Below are 14,740 nucleotides of genomic sequence, written 5' to 3'. Positions count from 1 at the left end.
AGGCGTGGCAGAGGCACTGCTCGACTTCGTCGTCGCACCGGCGCGCACCGGGACCACTCAGGCGCACCGGCGCTCCCGTACGCCCGGCGGCGGCGGTCTCCCGGTGATCCTGCCCATCCCGTCCGCGGGGTCCCCCGAGGCGCCGATACGGGCGAGCGCCCTGCCGATCCTGGGCGGCCGCGTGCCCTCGCCGCGCGATGGCGCGGACAGCGGTGAGGGCGGTACGGCTGCTGCGGCCCGTGCGGATGCGGAGGTGGCGGGCGGCGGCGCCAGCGGCGGTGGCGCGGCCGGGGCCGGCGTCGTCGCCGACACGGCGGTCGTGACCGTCGTGGCCGGCACCACCGTCGACCACCTCACCCAGACCTACCAGGCCCACTACCGCTCCCTCCTGGGGCTGGCCGCCCTCCTCCTCGACGACACCGCCTCCTGCGAGGACGTGGTCCAGGAGGCCTTCATCCGCGTCCACTCGGCCCGCAACCGGGTCCGCGACCGGGAGAAGACGCTGGCGTACCTGCGCCAGACGGTCGTCAACCTCTCCCGTTCCGCCCTGCGCCGCCGCATCCTCGGCCTCAAGCTGCTGTCGAAGCCGATGCCGGACATGGCGAGCGCCGAGGAAGGCGCCTACGACCAGCTGGAGCGCGACGACCTGATCAAGGCCATGCGCGGACTCCAGCGACGCCAGCGCGAGGTGCTGGTGCTGCGCTACTTCGCGGACATGACCGAGTCCCAGGTCGCCGAAACGCTGGGGATATCCCTCGGTTCGGTGAAGGCGTACGGATCACGGGGGATTGCCGCGCTGCGGGTGGCGATGGAGGCTGCGCAGTCATGATGGACGACCACACTCAGCCGGGCGGGACGAGCGAGGAACAGCTCCTGCGGGGCCTGCTGCACGAGGCCGTCGAGGGCCTGGAGCCCTCCGAGGGCGCGCTGGAGCGGCTGCGGTACGCGGTCCCCGTACGCCGGACCCGCAAGCGCCGCGCCTCCGTCGGGGCCGTGGCGGCCGCCCTGCTGGCCGGGACCGCGATCCCGGTCTCGCTGCACATGACGGGGTCCGAGGACGCCACCACCGGCCGTTCGGCCATCGCCGGGCACGGCGCGCAGCACGGGAGCAAGGGGGGCGGCGACGCCTTCGACCCGCACCAGAACGGCTCCCGAGCACAGCCGCAGACCACCGGCTCCACCGAGAGCACCCCGGACGCGGGCGGTACCGCGGGCGAGCGGCCCGCCCCCGCGGCCAGTGCTCCGCCGGACGGCGGCGTCCCGGCCGGCCCGTCGGGCGCGGCCTCGGCCGGCGCCGCCGCGGGCACCGGCCCGCTGCCGCCGGTGGCGGCCCCGGGCGCGCCCGGATGCGACGCCGAGCAGCTGGGTGTGGTCGGCTCGGCCCGCGCCCCGCAGCCCGACGGCAAGGTCTACGGCACCTTCAAGGTCACCAACGTCTCGGCGCGCGGCTGCACGGTCAGCGGCCCCGACACCGTGACGGCGGTGACCGCGACCGCTGCGGCGCCGGGCCAGGGCCCCGGGGTCGCGGTGGTCGGCCACACGGCGGGGGACCCGGCGAGCGGGCTGCTGCCCGACCCGTCGGCGGAGGCTCCGAAGCTGACGCTCCAGCCGAATACGGCGTACGAGGTCCGCTTCGCCTGGGTGCCGCCCGCCGAGCCGTGTCCGGCGTCGGGCACGGAGCCCGGCGCGGAGCCCACGCGGGGCGGTACCCCGGACGGCTCGGCGCGTACGGCGGGCGATGATGCGGAGGGGACGGCGCATACGGAACCGGATACGGGGCGCGCGAGCCCGGATCCGACCGGTGTCGCGGTCTCCCACACGCCTGCGGCGGGGGCTCCGACCACGCAGGCGACGATCCCCACGGCCTGCGGCGGGACGGTCTACCGCACGGGCGTCATTCCGCTGGACGCGCCGCAGCCGTAGCCGTAGCCGTAACCTCCGACGCTTGACCCGGCCTGCGCCTCAGCGTGTGGCCGGTTCCGGGGTGGCGTCGGTGTCGGCGGGCTCCTCCGGCAGGAGGCCCGCCTCCGCGTCGCGCAGGGTCTCCACCTCGCGCCGGTAGAGCCGGAACCACATGAAGAGCACGAAGGCGGCGAAGACGAACCACTCGCCGGTGTAGCCGAGGTTCTGGAAGGCCTTCAGGTCGAGCCCGGTGTCGGTCGGCGCCCGCGCGGGCACCGGAACCATCCCGTCCGCCGGGGTCTGCACCGTCAGCCAGGCGTCGTACAGGTCGTACGGGACGATGTTGACCAGCGAGGCCGCTCCGATCACCCCGAGCTGCCCGGCCGGAAGACCGCCCTGCGCGTGCACGCCCTTGGTGCCGGAGTTCTCCGAGGCCTGCAGGGCCCCGGTGACCTCGACCCGCCCGGTCGGCGCGGCCGGCGCCCTGGCCGCGTCCGCGGTGCCCGGCAGCCAGCCCCGGACCACGGGAACGACCTTGCCGGAGTCGGTCTTCAGCAGGGTCAGGACGTAGAAGCCCGACGCGCCGTCGAGCCGGCGCTCGGGGACGAGCAGCTGTTCGGCGTACTCCCCCGAGGCGGAAGCGAGGCGTCCGGAGGTGTTCTTGTCCACCGGAAGCAGAGAGTCCAGCGGCGCGGCCGTCTGATCGGCGGGCCGCTCGGCGGACGCCGCCCGGTGGCTGTCGACGCGGTCCTCGAAACGGCCGAGCTGCCAGGACCCCATGAACAGGCAGACCGGAACGGCGAGCGCGACGAAGACGTTGATCCCCCACCAGCGCGGGGTCAGGAGAAACCGGTGCACCCCCCCACGGTACGGGGAACGCACCGGTCTCCGTCCCGCAGGGTCATCCCGTCAGCCGCGCGGGCAGGTGCTTCAGCGCGAACTCCAGCTCCATCCGGACCTGCTTGATCCGCTCCTCCACGACCAGTGAGCCGTGCCCGGCGTCGTACCGGTACACCTCGTGCACCGCCCCGCGCGCCGCCAGCCGGTCCACGTAGTTGTCGATCTGCCGGATCGGGCAGCGCGGGTCGTTGACGCCGGCCGCGATGTGGACGGGGGCCTTCACCGCGTCCACGTACGTCAGCGGCGAGGAAGCCTCGAAGCGCTCCGGGACCTCCTCCGGCGTACCGCCGAAGAGGGTGCGGTCCAGGGACTTCAGCGCCTCCATCTCGTCGTGGTAGGCCGTCACGTAGTCGGCGACCGGGACGGCGGCCAGCCCCACCGCCCAGGCCCCCGGCTGCGTCCCCAGGCCCAGGAGCGTGAGGTATCCGCCCCAGGAGCCGCCCGACAGCACCAGCCGCGCGGGATCCGCGAGACCGTCGGCGACCACCCGTTCCCGGACCGCGTCGATGTCCTCCAGCTCGATCAGGCCGACGCGGTGCTTGAGGGCGTCCGTCCACTCGCGGCCGTAGCCCGTCGAGCCGCGGTAGTTGACCCGGACGACCGCGAAGCCGTGGTCGAGCCAGGCCGCCGGGGTCGCGGCGAAGGCGTCGCTGTCGTGCCAGGCCGGCCCGCCGTGGATCTCGAAGACGGTCGGGAAGGGGCCGTCGCCGTGGCCGGTGGGCCGCTGCGCGAGCGCATGGATCCGCCCGCCCGGGCCCTCCACCCACAGGTCCTCCACCGGCACCGAGCCGGGCGCCCGGAAACCGGGAGGGTCCAGGACGGTCCGGCCCGAGGTGGAGCGTACGGTCGACGGCTCGGCGGCCGAGGACCACAGGTACTCCACGCTTCCGTCGGGCCGCGCCGTCGCCCCCGAGACCGACCCCGGCGGAGTGTCCACGCGTACGAGCTCCCGCCCGGCCAGGTCGTAGCGCCACAGCTCGCTGCGCGCCTCGAAGCTGTGCGCCACCAGCAGCGCGGAGCCGTCGGGATACCACTCGGCGCTGACATCGCCCGGCAGATCGATCGCGAGCTCCTGCTCGGCGCCGGTGGCCACGTCCCACACCATCGGTTCCCAGCGGCCGCGCCGCTGGTGGCCGATCAGCAGCCGGGTGTCGCCCGGGACCGGCGCGAAGCCGAGTACCTCCAGGCCCAGTTCCTCCGCGCCGCCGCGGGAGTCGTCGAGCTCGGCGACGGTGGCGCCGTCGAGGGTCAGCACGCGCAGGGCGGAGTGCATCGCGTCACCGTGCTCGGTGTGCTCGATGGCGACGAGGGTCCCGTCGCGGGACAGGTCGCCCACGCCGGCCGACTCGCGGTGCCGGTAGATCACGGAGGGCGCGGAGCCGTCCGGCCGGACCACGTGGACGGTCGAGCCGTCCTCGTCGGTGGAGCGCCCGACGACGGCCGTCCCGTCCCGTCCGATGGCCAGGCCGGCGGGGTAGGACGGTTCCAGGCCGGGGGTGGCCGGCTCGTCGGGGCCGCCCGCGAAGGGCTGGCGTACCCACGTGCCGAACTCGTCGCCGTCGGTGTCGGAGAACCACCAGATCCACTCGCCGTCGGGGGAGAGGGTGCCGTCGGTGGTGCCGTTGGGGCGGTCGGTGGCCTGCCGTTGGGCGCCGGTGGCGCGGTCCCAGGCGTAGAGCTCGAAGGTGCCGGTGGCGTTGGAGACGAAGAGCGAGCGGTCCGGGGCGTCCTCGGCCCACTCGGGCAGCCCGACGCGCGGGGCCCGGAACCGCTTCTCCCAGACGGGCATCTCGGGGGTCTCGCCGGAGGTCACATCGCTGTCGCTGGTCATGGTCCCCATTCTTGCCCCTGGAAACCCCGCCCCGGGCACACGGGCGGATGAGCCGGTGCCGTGCGCGGGCGGCCGAGACACCGGCCCGGGGCCGTGCGCACGGCACGCGCCGTCGCGTCCTGGCGCCGTACGCTGACGCCATGCGGATGATCGTCAGAGGCGCCCGGCTGCTGCACACCCCCGGTCTCGCCGACGTGGAGGTCGGTGAGGACGGCCGCGTCGCGCGGATCGTCCCGTACGACGACCAGAAGGAACCGCCCGCGACGGGCACGCTGATCGAGGCACACGGCGCCCTGCTCACCGCGCCCTTCGTGGAACCGCACATCCACCTCGACACGGCCCTGACCGCCGGCGAACCCCGCCCGAACACCTCCGGCACCCTCTGGGAGGGCATCGCCTGCTGGAGCGAGCGCAAGCAGACCCTGACCCGCGAGGACGTCGTCGCGCGGGCCACCGAGGTGCTGCGCTGGCAGGCGGCGCACGGCGTGCTGCACGTACGGACGCACTGCGACATCACCGACCCGGCCCTCACCGCGCTCGACGCACTGCTCGAAGTGCGCGACCGGGTACGGGACTTCATGACCCTGCAGATCGTGGCCTTCCCGCAGGAGGGCATCGTCTCCTTCCCGGGCGGCGAGGCGCTGCTGCGCGAGGCGGTGGCGCGCGGGGCCGACGTCGTCGGCGCCATCCCGCACTTCGAGGACACCCGCGAGGACGGGATCGCATCGCTGCGGACCGCCTTCGCCGTGGCCGAGGAGCACGGGCTGCGCGTGGACGCGCACTGCGACGAGATCGACGACGAGCAGTCGCGCTTCGTGGAGGTCCTGGCCACCCTCGCCCTGCGCTCGGGCCTGCGCGAGCGCGCGACCGCCTCGCACACGACGGCGATGGGCTCCTACAACGGCGCGTACAGCTTCAAACTCCAGCGGCTGCTGGCGCGTTCGGGGATCAACCTGGTCAGCAACCCCTTCGCCAACCTCAACCTCCAGGGCCGCTTCGACGCCTACCCCAAGCGGCGCGGCCTCACCCAGGTCAAGGAGATGCTGGCGGCCGGGGTGAACGTGGCCTTCGGCCACGACGACGTGATGGACCCCTGGAACGCCCTCGGCACCGCCAGCCCGCTGCAAACCGCCCTCGTCGGGCTGTACGCGGCCCAGCTCACCGGCGCGGACGACATCCCGGTGGCCTTCTCGATGGTGACGGACCGTGCGGCGCGCGTGCTGGGCCTCGATGCCTCGGAGTACGGGCTGGCGGAGGACGCCCCCGCCTCCTTCGTCCTGCTCCCGGCCCCGTCGCCGCAGGAGGCGATCCGCCGCCAGGTCCGCCCCCGGTACGTCGTCTCGCGCGGCGTCGTCCTCGCCGAGACCCCGCCGGCTCCGACCCGCCTGTCCTGGCCGGGGGAGCCCCCGTCGGAGGTCGACTTCACCAGACGCCCCGACACGGTCCGGGCGGGGCCCTCCTGATGGGGGAGCCCTTCGTACGAGCGCGGTAGTACGCCTGACGACGCGGACCGGCCCCGCGCCTCACCGCGGCCCGGCCCCGCGCCTCACCGCGGCCCCGCCCCGCGCCTCACCGCGGACCGTACGGCTGTCTCACCACGGACCGTACGGCCGCGCCCTCGGACGTCACCCGCGTCCGCGACCGCGTCGCCCGCCGCCGGACCCGGCTCGCCAGTAGCCTGCGCGCATGTCGTGGGACGAGGACGGAAGGCCGCACCCGCTCGCACAGCGCCGCACCGGCCGCAGTGAACTGGAGCCGGACCCGCTGCCCGAGATCCGGGAGCTGGAGGTGCTCGGCTGGGAGCCCGCGCCCGAGGATCTGCGCTGGGTGTTCCTGCCGTACGTATGGCCACCCGACGCCCGGACGTGGATCCCGGACCGGTCCACCCGCTGGGCGGTGGAGACCCGCCTGGACGGCCACGGTCACATCACCGGCGTCGAGTGCGCCCCGCTCCCCGAGCCGGACGTCCTCGACCTCGACCGCGAGGCCGGCACGATCCTGAGCGGGCTCGGTCTTCCGCCCCCGCCCCGAAGGCCGCCTGTGGCTGCTGCGCCCGGTGGGTCCCTTCCGCACCGTGGAGGCGGTCCTCGACCACCTTCGTACGGTGGCCGCCGCGAAGGCGGTGGAGGACCGCCCCTCCCCGGCGTTCCTCACCCTGGTCCGGGGCGAACTCGCCGCGCTGCACGAGGGCGGCGGCACGGGTGGCGCGTAGGGGGCCAATAATCTCCGGTGCAAGGCCAGTGCGGACACGCACTGAAGGAACCGCCCCATGAACGACTCGGACCGGACCCACGGGACTGCCATCAAGGACACCCACTTCGGCGCGATCACGGTCCGGCAGGACGGCCAGGACCGCATAGAGGTCGCAGGCGAGGGGATCCCCCGCGTGGTCCTGGAGCGCGACCCCGAGTCGGACACGGACCCGCAGACAGCCATCGGCACCCGCGACCCGGCCCGCCTGACCCTGCGGATCGACGGCCGGGAGGTCGCTCTGATACCGGGGAAGGGCCGGCTGAGCAGGCGTTCGTACCGGGTGGACGTGGAGTACGAGGGGGCGCGGTACCGCCTGGTCCCGGACTCCGTCCCCAGCAGCCGGCTGACCCGCGACGGCGTGCACCTGGGCGACTTCTCCTGCGACGGCGACGAGATGGTCATAGCCGATTGGAAGGAGCACGCCCCCCTCCGCCCGGCGGACGCCTCAATCGGCTACACCCTGGCCTCAGCCTTCGGCACTGGCGGCCAGCCCCTATGGATGACGCTGGCCGACACCATCAGCACGGCCCTCCCCTAACCGCGCCGCCCGCCAGGCCGCGTCTTGCCCGGATGCCAGAGACACCCACTGCGGATTCCGCCGCTCCCTGACCGCCCGACCAGCTGACCTTGACCGCTCAGGCGGCGGTCAGGCTCTTGCGGCGGACCCGGAGTGAGTAAACAGTGCCCTCAGGTCCGCTGCTGCTGCTCCATCCGACCGAGGTGGCCACAGCCCAGCCCTTCTGTTCTCGCATCTGCGCGGCGAACACGTCGAGGCTCTGGATCTTGCACCCACAGTCCAGTGAGACCCCGATGCCGATGTACGGGCTGCGGGAATTCCGCTCGCCGTCCGACTCGGTCCACCGGACCTGGTGCACGTGCTCGGCCAGTCCTGTCCGCCGCCCGTCGTGCTTGATGCCGTGGGCCTTGGCGTACTCGTCCAGATCATCGATCACGAACAGATGGCTGGACCACTCCCCGGGCCACACCGCGTAAAGCTTGGACTCGCCGGCCACCACCCGTTCGTACGTCGCCCGGTCCGTGCCGTGCGTGAGGCGGCCGTCCTTGTGGATCTCGATGTAGCAGGTAGTCCGTGCGGTATAGGGAAAGTCCCGTCCCGCCGCGGCAGCACTCCTCGGTTCCATCGCCCGCCCTCCCGATGCGCCCGACCCAGACTTAGGACGAGCCACCGAGATCATCACCCACGTTCCCCATGCACGGGAGTGAAACCAGCAAGGACCAACGAGAGGCCGGTCAAGGGCCTCTCGCCTTTCTGCGAAACGATCACCGGAGACGCAGGAAGGGCCCGATCCCTATGCGGATCAGGCCCTCTACCTTACGAAGTCGGGGTGGCGGGATTTGAACCCACGACCTCTTCGTCCCGAATGAGGTTCGGGCAATACCATTACCTGCGGATCTCGCAAACTTGCAGGTCAGGGGGTTGGTGTGGGTTGGCGTGACAGGGATTCGCTTGGCCTCTAGGGGAAGATCATCTCCCAGATTTCTCCCACGTGCGCCGGGATGCCTCGGCGCTGACGCCTGACGCTTGGCGTTGCGTCGGCGAATTTGCTCCTTGTTTCGGGTGCTCATCGAAGCCGAACCTGCGACACCTGCACTAAGCAGGTCCTGCCTGATCGTCCCGAGTGATCCTGGATCATGCCACGGGATCTCATCTCACCAGGTCAGAGGCGTACGGCCGAGACTTGCGTACCGCCCGGTCCACCCCATGCCACCTCGTCCGCTCACGCATCCCCAGCCTGGGCTTCACCGAATACGGCAGCGTCGAACTCGGTTGCAGCCTCTGCCCGCAGTGCCGCGGCAAGAGATTCGTCTGTCTCAACAGCAGCGATCTCGGCCCAGAGCGCCTCGGCGAGCTCCACCTGTACTGCTACAGGGGGGACCGGTACGGGAGCCTTAGCCGTTTTCCCAGCGCCGATGTGGAACAAACCGCTGGTGGTAGTTGCCTGCGCACGGAAATAAGCGGACCCGGGGGTTGAGTTGAACCACGCCATGGCAAACGCGGGCATCAACCGATCCGAGGTGATGCGACCACGCACGACGCTGTTCTGGTGGATACACCCCTCGATCTGCCCCTCCCAGATGGCGCAGCGCCCAATCTCTTGGAGTGATCCGCTGCCTTCCAGGAAGAGCAGGTCACCTGCCTGCAGCTCCAGAGCCTCTGCCTGGGCTTGCGGCACTGTCATGTTCTTGACGTCAGACAGGTCGAGTCGCCCGCGCTGTACCGTTGCTGCCCGGAGATACGGACGTGTGACACCGGTAGAGTTCGCGCCCTTCTTCGGTACCTGGCACCCGAGCCGCACATCTGCGAGCGCGTCCAGGGGCTCCGTCGGGTACAGCAGCGCCGTTTCGGAGTCCAGGGCTTCAGCGTCCCACCGGGACAAACCCGCAAAGCGCGCGATCGATACTGTCTGTGTGACCTCAACCGGTTCGGTGGCAACTACGCCCAACGCTTCCTCGAAGGCAATCCAAGCGGCCTCTCGACGCTTGGCGCCGTTAGCAAGGAGTCCTTCGGCTTCTGTGATCCGCGCGTTGCGATCAGCGACGATGCGGCGCTGTATCTCCAACGGTGGCAGCGGTACGACCAGGTCGAGGAAGTCCTGCACTCGGAGTCGATTGCGGCTGACCGCCGTTGTGCCGGTCGAACGGCTCAGCATCACCTTGGCGAAGGTCTCCGACCCGCACACGAGGTTGATGAATGACGGGTCCGCGACTTCATCGTTGATCCGGAACTGTGGGAACTCGTTCGAGACCATGACGCCAGCCATCTCGGCCGGGACGAGGGCGAAGGCAGACTTCCATCCGAAGAGTCGGTTGTAGATGAGCGCCCCAGGTACCACCGGGTAGCACTTTCCGATCACCTGGTCTCCGGTGCGCTCTTCGCGGACGAAGATGCCGTTGCCGTACCACCGGACGCCGGCGAAGCGAACGATCTCATCGCTTGCCGGCGTGTGCGAGACCGGTTTGATCTCGGTGACGAGTTCCGACATCTGCACCATCGGCCAGTCCGAGGCGTCGATCTGCGAGCCGGGCGGTGACCAAGACGCCAGCACCTTGAATGGGGCAATCTGAACGATCGACATTACATGCCGCCTTCGGGGAAGCCGCTGTCCTGCCACGCCCGGAACCCGCGCCACTTATTGAGGATTTCGGGCAGATCGTTGGCAACGTGTGGGCCAGTATCTCCCGTTGCGGTGATGCCTACGCTTTTCGGGGTCGCCATGAAGACCGGGTAGTCGAACTCCTCGCGGACGTACGTCCACATGGCTGCGGTCTGGGCCTCATCGACATCCTTAAGAGCCGCCTTGAGCTCAGCAAGAATCGCCTTGATCGTGGCGTTGTGAGCCTGGGCAGCGCTGATGTACTTGGTCTTCAGCGCGGCAGTGTCCCCAGTTCCTCGGCCGACCCACTTTGCGTTGCCAATCGACGTCGTACCGGCCCCGCGCACCAGCCCCGTCTCTGCTGCCCTTGTGTATGCAGGAAGTTCGCGGGTAACGCCGAGGGCGCCCAACTGAGTCAAGAGGTCAGCCAACGTCTCGTTGCCGTCTGCGGTCACGATTCGTTGCTCATAGTTCGACACGAGATCATCCCGCTGCCTATCGAACGACTCCTTGGTGGAGTCCAATGCATCGTCCCAAACCTTCTGCCAGGCAGCTTCGTCCTCGGGAGTGAACCGGTCCAGGAAGACGATGGAGGCAGAGACGCTGGCCTTCGAGAACTTAAAGGTCTCAGGTGGCAGCGCCACCACTCCGCGCAGGTACGCCTTGCCCTCGGCCCACCGACGCAGCCACGCGAGCGACGCGGCGTTCAGGTTGCCGTTCGGCAGGACGATCGCAAGACGCCCGCCCGGCTTCAGAAGACGCAGGCAGCGCTCGACAAACATGACCTCGGTCTGGCGGCTCTTCTTGCCGTTGCCGATCTCGAACGTGTCGAGGATGGGTGTATTGCGGGCGCTGACGACAGCCTGGTAGCCGGCGTTCCAGTCGTCGCCGTAGCGCTTCCGCATCCGCCGCCTGTATGCAGGATCATCAGGGACGTCTGACTCTGTGGTTCCACCGACCAATTGGCTAGAGGAGACCGTCGCACCGAACGGCGGGTTGGTCACGATCACGTTGAAGCGGCCGTCCCAGATGCCGTTGATGTTGACCAGACCGTCGTGCCAGTGGATTCCTCCGTGTCCGTCACCGTGCATTATCATGTTCATTTTGGCGGTGCGGGCTGCGCGGGGTTCTTTATCGGTCCCGTAGATGCAGTTCCAGGCCAAGCGGCCGACCCGGGTGTCAGCGATGCCCCCGTCCGACTCTGTTGGCATCAGGTTCTCATTAAGTTCGGCGAACGCTTCGTCGATCCGATGGTCGCGTTCGGCCAACTGCTCATCGGTGGCGTCGGTTGGGTACTCCGACGAAATCTCCTGAAATTTCTCGTTCTTCTGCCGTTCAACGTCGGACGAGATCTTTGCGCGGACGTGGTCGAAGACGCGAATTAGGAAGCCGCCAGAACCAGCGGCCGGGTCGCAGATGAGCTCGCCTTCCTCGGGGTCGAGAGCGTCCACCATGAAGTCGACAACCGGTCGAGGCGTGAAGAACTGTCCCAACTCGCCACGGAAAGTTCGACCCAGGAATTGCTCAAACGCGATGCCCTTGATGTCGTCGCCAGTCTGGGAGAGATTAAATCGCTCCAGTTTCGCCACGATGGCACGGAAGGTGGCGCTTGAGATTTCGAGCTTGTCTGTATCCCCGAACAGATCATCAGTGCGGTAGTAGTTCTTGGTCTCCTCGAAGATCCTCTCATGAACCTCCTCGTCACCGGCTACACGAACCGCCTCACGCTTGTCCAGGAACTCTGTAGTAAAGGTTCCATGGTCGCCCGAGCGTTCGATCCGCAGCTTGACGAACAACACCTTCGAGATAGTGTCGAACGCTTTATCCGGCGTCATCGCGTGATGGTCACGCAGGAGGTCGTGACAGTCTGAGAGTAGTTTCTGGAACTCGTCGCGATCGAAGGCGCGCAGGGAATGACGCAGCCTGTCGAGTCGCTTTTGATCCCCGAAATCAGCTGCCCTCGGCCACTTGTTGATCTGAGTTGCCTTGCCCGGAAAACCGGGGGTCAACTGATAGACAGCGTGTGCTGTGGCCGTAGCGGCGATGAGGAATCCTGCCCCTCCAGCGACAGCATAGGAATTTCCCTGACGGAAGTCGGATTCGATAACCGGCCCTTCCGTCGCCTTGGTCTCGACGATCATGATTGCCGCAGCCTCACTGGCCTTCTTTGCCACTGACTCCCACACGACAATGTCGGCACGCGGGCTGCCATGGCCGTGCTGTGTGCGCCGTTCCTGATCCATCTGAGCCAGTTCGAAGCCGCCGTCAACGACGAGCCGCCGGACCCACTCCTGCCGAACTACCTCTTCCGGCTGGTGGGTAGCCTCGACCCACTTCGATCGCAGCGGGACCCAGATCAGCGCCCCGGACCTATGGCACTTGGCTCCCCCGTCCGCGAAGGGAGTGGTGGGCGCGGGTGGCATCGCTGGGGGCAAGGTCGGCCTTCTTCCGCTCGAACGTACAAGGACTAACAACGCGCGGCTGAAGTCTGCCCGAAGTCGTGAGCGCTTTCTGGGAGCCAGGCTCACACGAGCGTGCCCAGCCGGTCGTGGTGAACATAGTGTCGGCAGCCGCCAACCAGGGTCCACCGCGACTGCGCTAGCCTACGCGTTCACAGAGCCTCGGCTCTTCAGCGGGTACCTGCCTCCTTGTGCGATGGGTCCACCCCACAATCGGTCGTGTGGGACCACATCAGGACATCACGCGCACTACTCCCGGATTCGCGTGGCCACGGGCGGAATTTCATCCCGCCCCACTGAACCCCTACCTGCCGCAGCAGTTACTAGGGTCTCCGCTGGACGAGTACCTCCGTCACTCGTGCGACATCCTCGCCGACCTTGTCGAGGGCCAGCTTGCTCTATGTCCTCCAGTGGCCACGATGGTGAAGCTCGGGGCCGTTGAGCGTGCTGGCCGCCCGAACCGGAGCAGCGCCTGACATGGCGCCCACTCGGCGACGGCAGGTGGTCTCTCGGCCGAGAAGTGCCGACTCCTCACAGCGTTCGAGGGCAGAGGAAATGTGCCGCCGAAGGTCGCGCTGCCGAAACTCGCCAGTCATTCTTACGCGTCGTATCCCGACATGGTGTTGACGTGGAACGGTCTGTCTGACGGTCCCTGGCCAGCCTCTGAGCGACCGTACGGGCTGGCAGCGGCCCTGAGCCCAGAGCTGATCGTCGCGCATTAGGGTGCGGGAGTGCAGCTGCCTCTGGTTCTCTTCGACCTCGACAACACCCTCGTGGACCGGCGGGGAACGCTCGCCGACTGGGCCGCAGGATTCACCGCCCGGCACGGTCTGTCGGACGAAGAGCAGTCGTACGTCCTGGGCCTGGTGGCCGAGCGGGCCTATCCGGCCGCCTTTGACGCGATCCGCACCCGGTACCGGCTGCCCATGTCGACTGCGGAGTTGTGGCGCGCGTACTGCACCGACATCGCAGCCATGGTGTCGTGCCCGGCCGAGGTCCTCGACGGCTTGGACGAGCTGCGTGCGGTCGGCTGGCGAGTAGGGGTGGCGACCAACGGTGCAGTGGACATTCAGCGCGCCAAGCTGCAGGCCACCGGCATCTCCGAGCGTGTGGACGGCGTCTTCGTCTCCGAGGAGGCCCACGCGCGCAAACCGCTGACCCGGCACTTCGCCCTGGCTGCGGCACGCTGCGGCACCATGCTGGGCGGCGACCGCGGCTGGATGGTCGGCGACAACCCGGTCAACGACATCGACGGCGGACGCTCCGCGGGGCTGCGCACCATCTGGGTCGGCAACGGCCACTCCTGGCCGCCGGACGATCCCGGGCCGGACTACACAGTGCCGCATGCACGCGCCGCCATCGACCTGCTGCTTCTGTACTCCGCCGACCACATGAGGACCACGGCATGACGGACACCATTGGGTTGTTGCACCCCGGAAGCATGGGATCCGCCTTCGGCGCCCAACTGCGCGCCCGTGGCCACATCGTGTTGTGGTGCCCTGACGGACGAAGCGACACAACCCGTCGCCGAGCCGAGCGGGCGGGCCTCGATCCTGAGCCCCTGCCCGAGCTCGTCTCCCGCTCCGACGTGCTGCTCTCCCTTTGCCCTCCCGCCGCAGCGGAGGAGACTGCCGCCCAGGTAGCCGAGCTCGGCATGGCCGGCGCGGGCACGATCTACGTTGAAGCGAACGCCGTCTCACCGTCGCGCGTGCAGCGAATCGCCGACCGCTTGGCACCGATGCCGGTCATCGATGCGGCAGTGGTCGGATCGCCTCCTGTGGGCGGCAAGTCCCCGACGCTCTATCTGTCCGGCCCCGGCGAGAAGGCCGACCGGATCGCCGAACTCTTCGACGGCACCGATGTGCGGACTCGCGTTCTGGGCGACAGCATCGGCAAAGCCTCCGCTCTCAAGCTCGCGTACTCCAGCTATCAGAAGGTCTCCCGCGTGTTGGCCGCCGTGGCGTACGGGGCGGCGGATACGTACGGTGTCGCGGACGAGCTGCTGGTGATCGCGGCCAAGCGCACCCGTAGCTACCTCGTGGAGACCGACTACATCCCCAAGACCGCTGCCCGTGCCTGGCGTTGGGGTCCAGAGCTTGAGGACGCGGCGGCTCTGCTCGCCGACGCCGGGCTGCCGGACTCCCTCATGCACGCCGCTGCGGTGACGCTCGCACGGTGGGACGGCAACAGGGACGAGCGCCTGGATATCGCCGAGGCGCTGGAAGCCTTGCGAGCCGAGGGGGACCTGGACAACCCGAGTTGAGCAGGATGTAACCCGC

The 14,740-nt window shown here is 69.2% G+C and carries 12 protein-coding genes and 1 pseudogene; 8 read left to right on the top strand and 5 right to left on the bottom strand.

Annotated features, from left to right (window positions below):
* Window positions 1-103: 103 nt before the first annotated feature.
* Both ACWDX7_RS24030 and ACWDX7_RS24025 read left to right on the top strand, forming a co-directional pair.
* Complete coding sequence (locus tag ACWDX7_RS24030) at window positions 104-829, top strand: SigE family RNA polymerase sigma factor (protein WP_451492170.1); 726 nt, start codon at window positions 104-106, stop codon at window positions 827-829.
* On the top strand, window positions 826-1,923 hold the full coding sequence (locus ACWDX7_RS24025) for a hypothetical protein (RefSeq protein WP_451492120.1): 1,098 nt from the start codon (window positions 826-828) through the stop codon (window positions 1,921-1,923). The genes ACWDX7_RS24030 and ACWDX7_RS24025 overlap by 4 nt, the downstream gene beginning before the upstream one ends.
* Before the next feature lie 39 nt (window positions 1,924-1,962).
* Here the strand turns inward: ACWDX7_RS24025 and ACWDX7_RS24020 are convergent, their stop codons facing one another.
* Both ACWDX7_RS24020 and ACWDX7_RS24015 read right to left on the bottom strand, forming a co-directional pair.
* Window positions 1,963-2,760, bottom strand: a complete 798-nt coding sequence (locus ACWDX7_RS24020) for an SURF1 family protein (RefSeq protein ID WP_451492119.1) — start codon at window positions 2,758-2,760, stop codon at window positions 1,963-1,965.
* Between the two features lie 43 nt (window positions 2,761-2,803).
* Complete coding sequence (locus tag ACWDX7_RS24015; RefSeq protein WP_451492118.1) at window positions 2,804-4,633, bottom strand: S9 family peptidase; 1,830 nt, start codon at window positions 4,631-4,633, stop codon at window positions 2,804-2,806.
* Window positions 4,634-4,773: 140 nt separating this feature from the next.
* Between ACWDX7_RS24015 and codA the strand changes: the two genes are divergently transcribed.
* The 4 genes and pseudogenes from codA to ACWDX7_RS23995 all read left to right on the top strand — a co-directional run bounded on the left by codA (window position 4,774) and on the right by ACWDX7_RS23995 (window position 7,424).
* Window positions 4,774-6,096, top strand: a complete 1,323-nt coding sequence (gene codA / locus ACWDX7_RS24010; RefSeq protein WP_451492117.1) for a cytosine deaminase — start codon at window positions 4,774-4,776, stop codon at window positions 6,094-6,096.
* Between the two features lie 223 nt (window positions 6,097-6,319).
* A pseudogene (locus tag ACWDX7_RS24005) lies at window positions 6,320-6,607 on the top strand (DUF5956 family protein); the annotation flags it as partial.
* An 82-nt stretch (window positions 6,608-6,689) separates the two neighbouring features.
* Window positions 6,690-6,845, top strand: coding sequence for a hypothetical protein (locus tag ACWDX7_RS24000; RefSeq protein WP_451492173.1), 156 nt, complete (start codon window positions 6,690-6,692; stop codon window positions 6,843-6,845).
* A 57-nt stretch (window positions 6,846-6,902) separates the two neighbouring features.
* Window positions 6,903-7,424: a hypothetical protein gene (locus ACWDX7_RS23995; protein ID WP_451492116.1), complete on the top strand. Its 522-nt coding sequence runs from the start codon at window positions 6,903-6,905 to the stop codon at window positions 7,422-7,424.
* Between the two features lie 97 nt (window positions 7,425-7,521).
* On the opposite strand, the gene ACWDX7_RS23990 is transcribed toward ACWDX7_RS23995, so the two are convergent.
* The 3 genes from ACWDX7_RS23990 to ACWDX7_RS23980 form a co-directional block, all read right to left on the bottom strand.
* Window positions 7,522-8,028, bottom strand: a complete 507-nt coding sequence (locus tag ACWDX7_RS23990; protein WP_451492115.1) for a hypothetical protein — start codon at window positions 8,026-8,028, stop codon at window positions 7,522-7,524.
* Between the two features lie 597 nt (window positions 8,029-8,625).
* Entirely contained in the window at window positions 8,626-9,984 is a 1,359-nt protein-coding gene (locus tag ACWDX7_RS23985; protein WP_451492114.1) for a hypothetical protein, read from the bottom strand.
* Window positions 9,984-12,425: an N-6 DNA methylase gene (locus ACWDX7_RS23980; protein WP_451492169.1), complete on the bottom strand. Its 2,442-nt coding sequence runs from the start codon at window positions 12,423-12,425 to the stop codon at window positions 9,984-9,986. The genes ACWDX7_RS23985 and ACWDX7_RS23980 overlap by 1 nt, the downstream gene beginning before the upstream one ends.
* A 767-nt stretch (window positions 12,426-13,192) precedes the next feature.
* Here ACWDX7_RS23980 and ACWDX7_RS23975 point away from each other — a divergent pair.
* Both ACWDX7_RS23975 and ACWDX7_RS23970 read left to right on the top strand, forming a co-directional pair.
* On the top strand, window positions 13,193-13,870 hold the full coding sequence (locus ACWDX7_RS23975) for an HAD family hydrolase (protein WP_451492113.1): 678 nt from the start codon (window positions 13,193-13,195) through the stop codon (window positions 13,868-13,870).
* On the top strand, window positions 13,867-14,724 hold the full coding sequence (locus ACWDX7_RS23970; RefSeq protein WP_451492112.1) for a DUF1932 domain-containing protein: 858 nt from the start codon (window positions 13,867-13,869) through the stop codon (window positions 14,722-14,724). Before ACWDX7_RS23975 ends, ACWDX7_RS23970 begins: the two co-directional genes overlap by 4 nt.
* The last annotated feature ends 16 nt before the right edge of the window (window positions 14,725-14,740 follow it).

Source organism: Streptomyces sp. NPDC003034 (assembly GCF_053591375.1).
Note: the sequence above shows the minus strand (reverse complement) of the source record. Positions and strands in the feature narration are given on the sequence as shown.

Excerpts from the sequence above, each read along its gene's own strand:
- ACWDX7_RS23995 (WP_451492116.1), top strand. The coding sequence starts at position 6,903 with ATGAACGACTCGGACCGGACCCACGGGACTGCCATCAAGGACACCCAC.
- ACWDX7_RS24025 (WP_451492120.1), top strand. The coding sequence starts at position 826 with ATGATGGACGACCACACTCAGCCGGGCGGGACGAGCGAGGAACAGCTC.
- ACWDX7_RS23990 (WP_451492115.1), bottom strand. The coding sequence starts at position 8,028 with ATGGAACCGAGGAGTGCTGCCGCGGCGGGACGGGACTTTCCCTATACC.
- ACWDX7_RS23970 (WP_451492112.1), top strand. The coding sequence starts at position 13,867 with ATGACGGACACCATTGGGTTGTTGCACCCCGGAAGCATGGGATCCGCC.
- ACWDX7_RS23985 (WP_451492114.1), bottom strand. The coding sequence starts at position 9,984 with ATGTCGATCGTTCAGATTGCCCCATTCAAGGTGCTGGCGTCTTGGTCA.
- ACWDX7_RS24015 (WP_451492118.1), bottom strand. The coding sequence starts at position 4,633 with ATGACCAGCGACAGCGATGTGACCTCCGGCGAGACCCCCGAGATGCCC.
- codA (WP_451492117.1), top strand. The coding sequence starts at position 4,774 with ATGCGGATGATCGTCAGAGGCGCCCGGCTGCTGCACACCCCCGGTCTC.
- ACWDX7_RS23980 (WP_451492169.1), bottom strand. The coding sequence starts at position 12,425 with ATGCCACCCGCGCCCACCACTCCCTTCGCGGACGGGGGAGCCAAGTGC.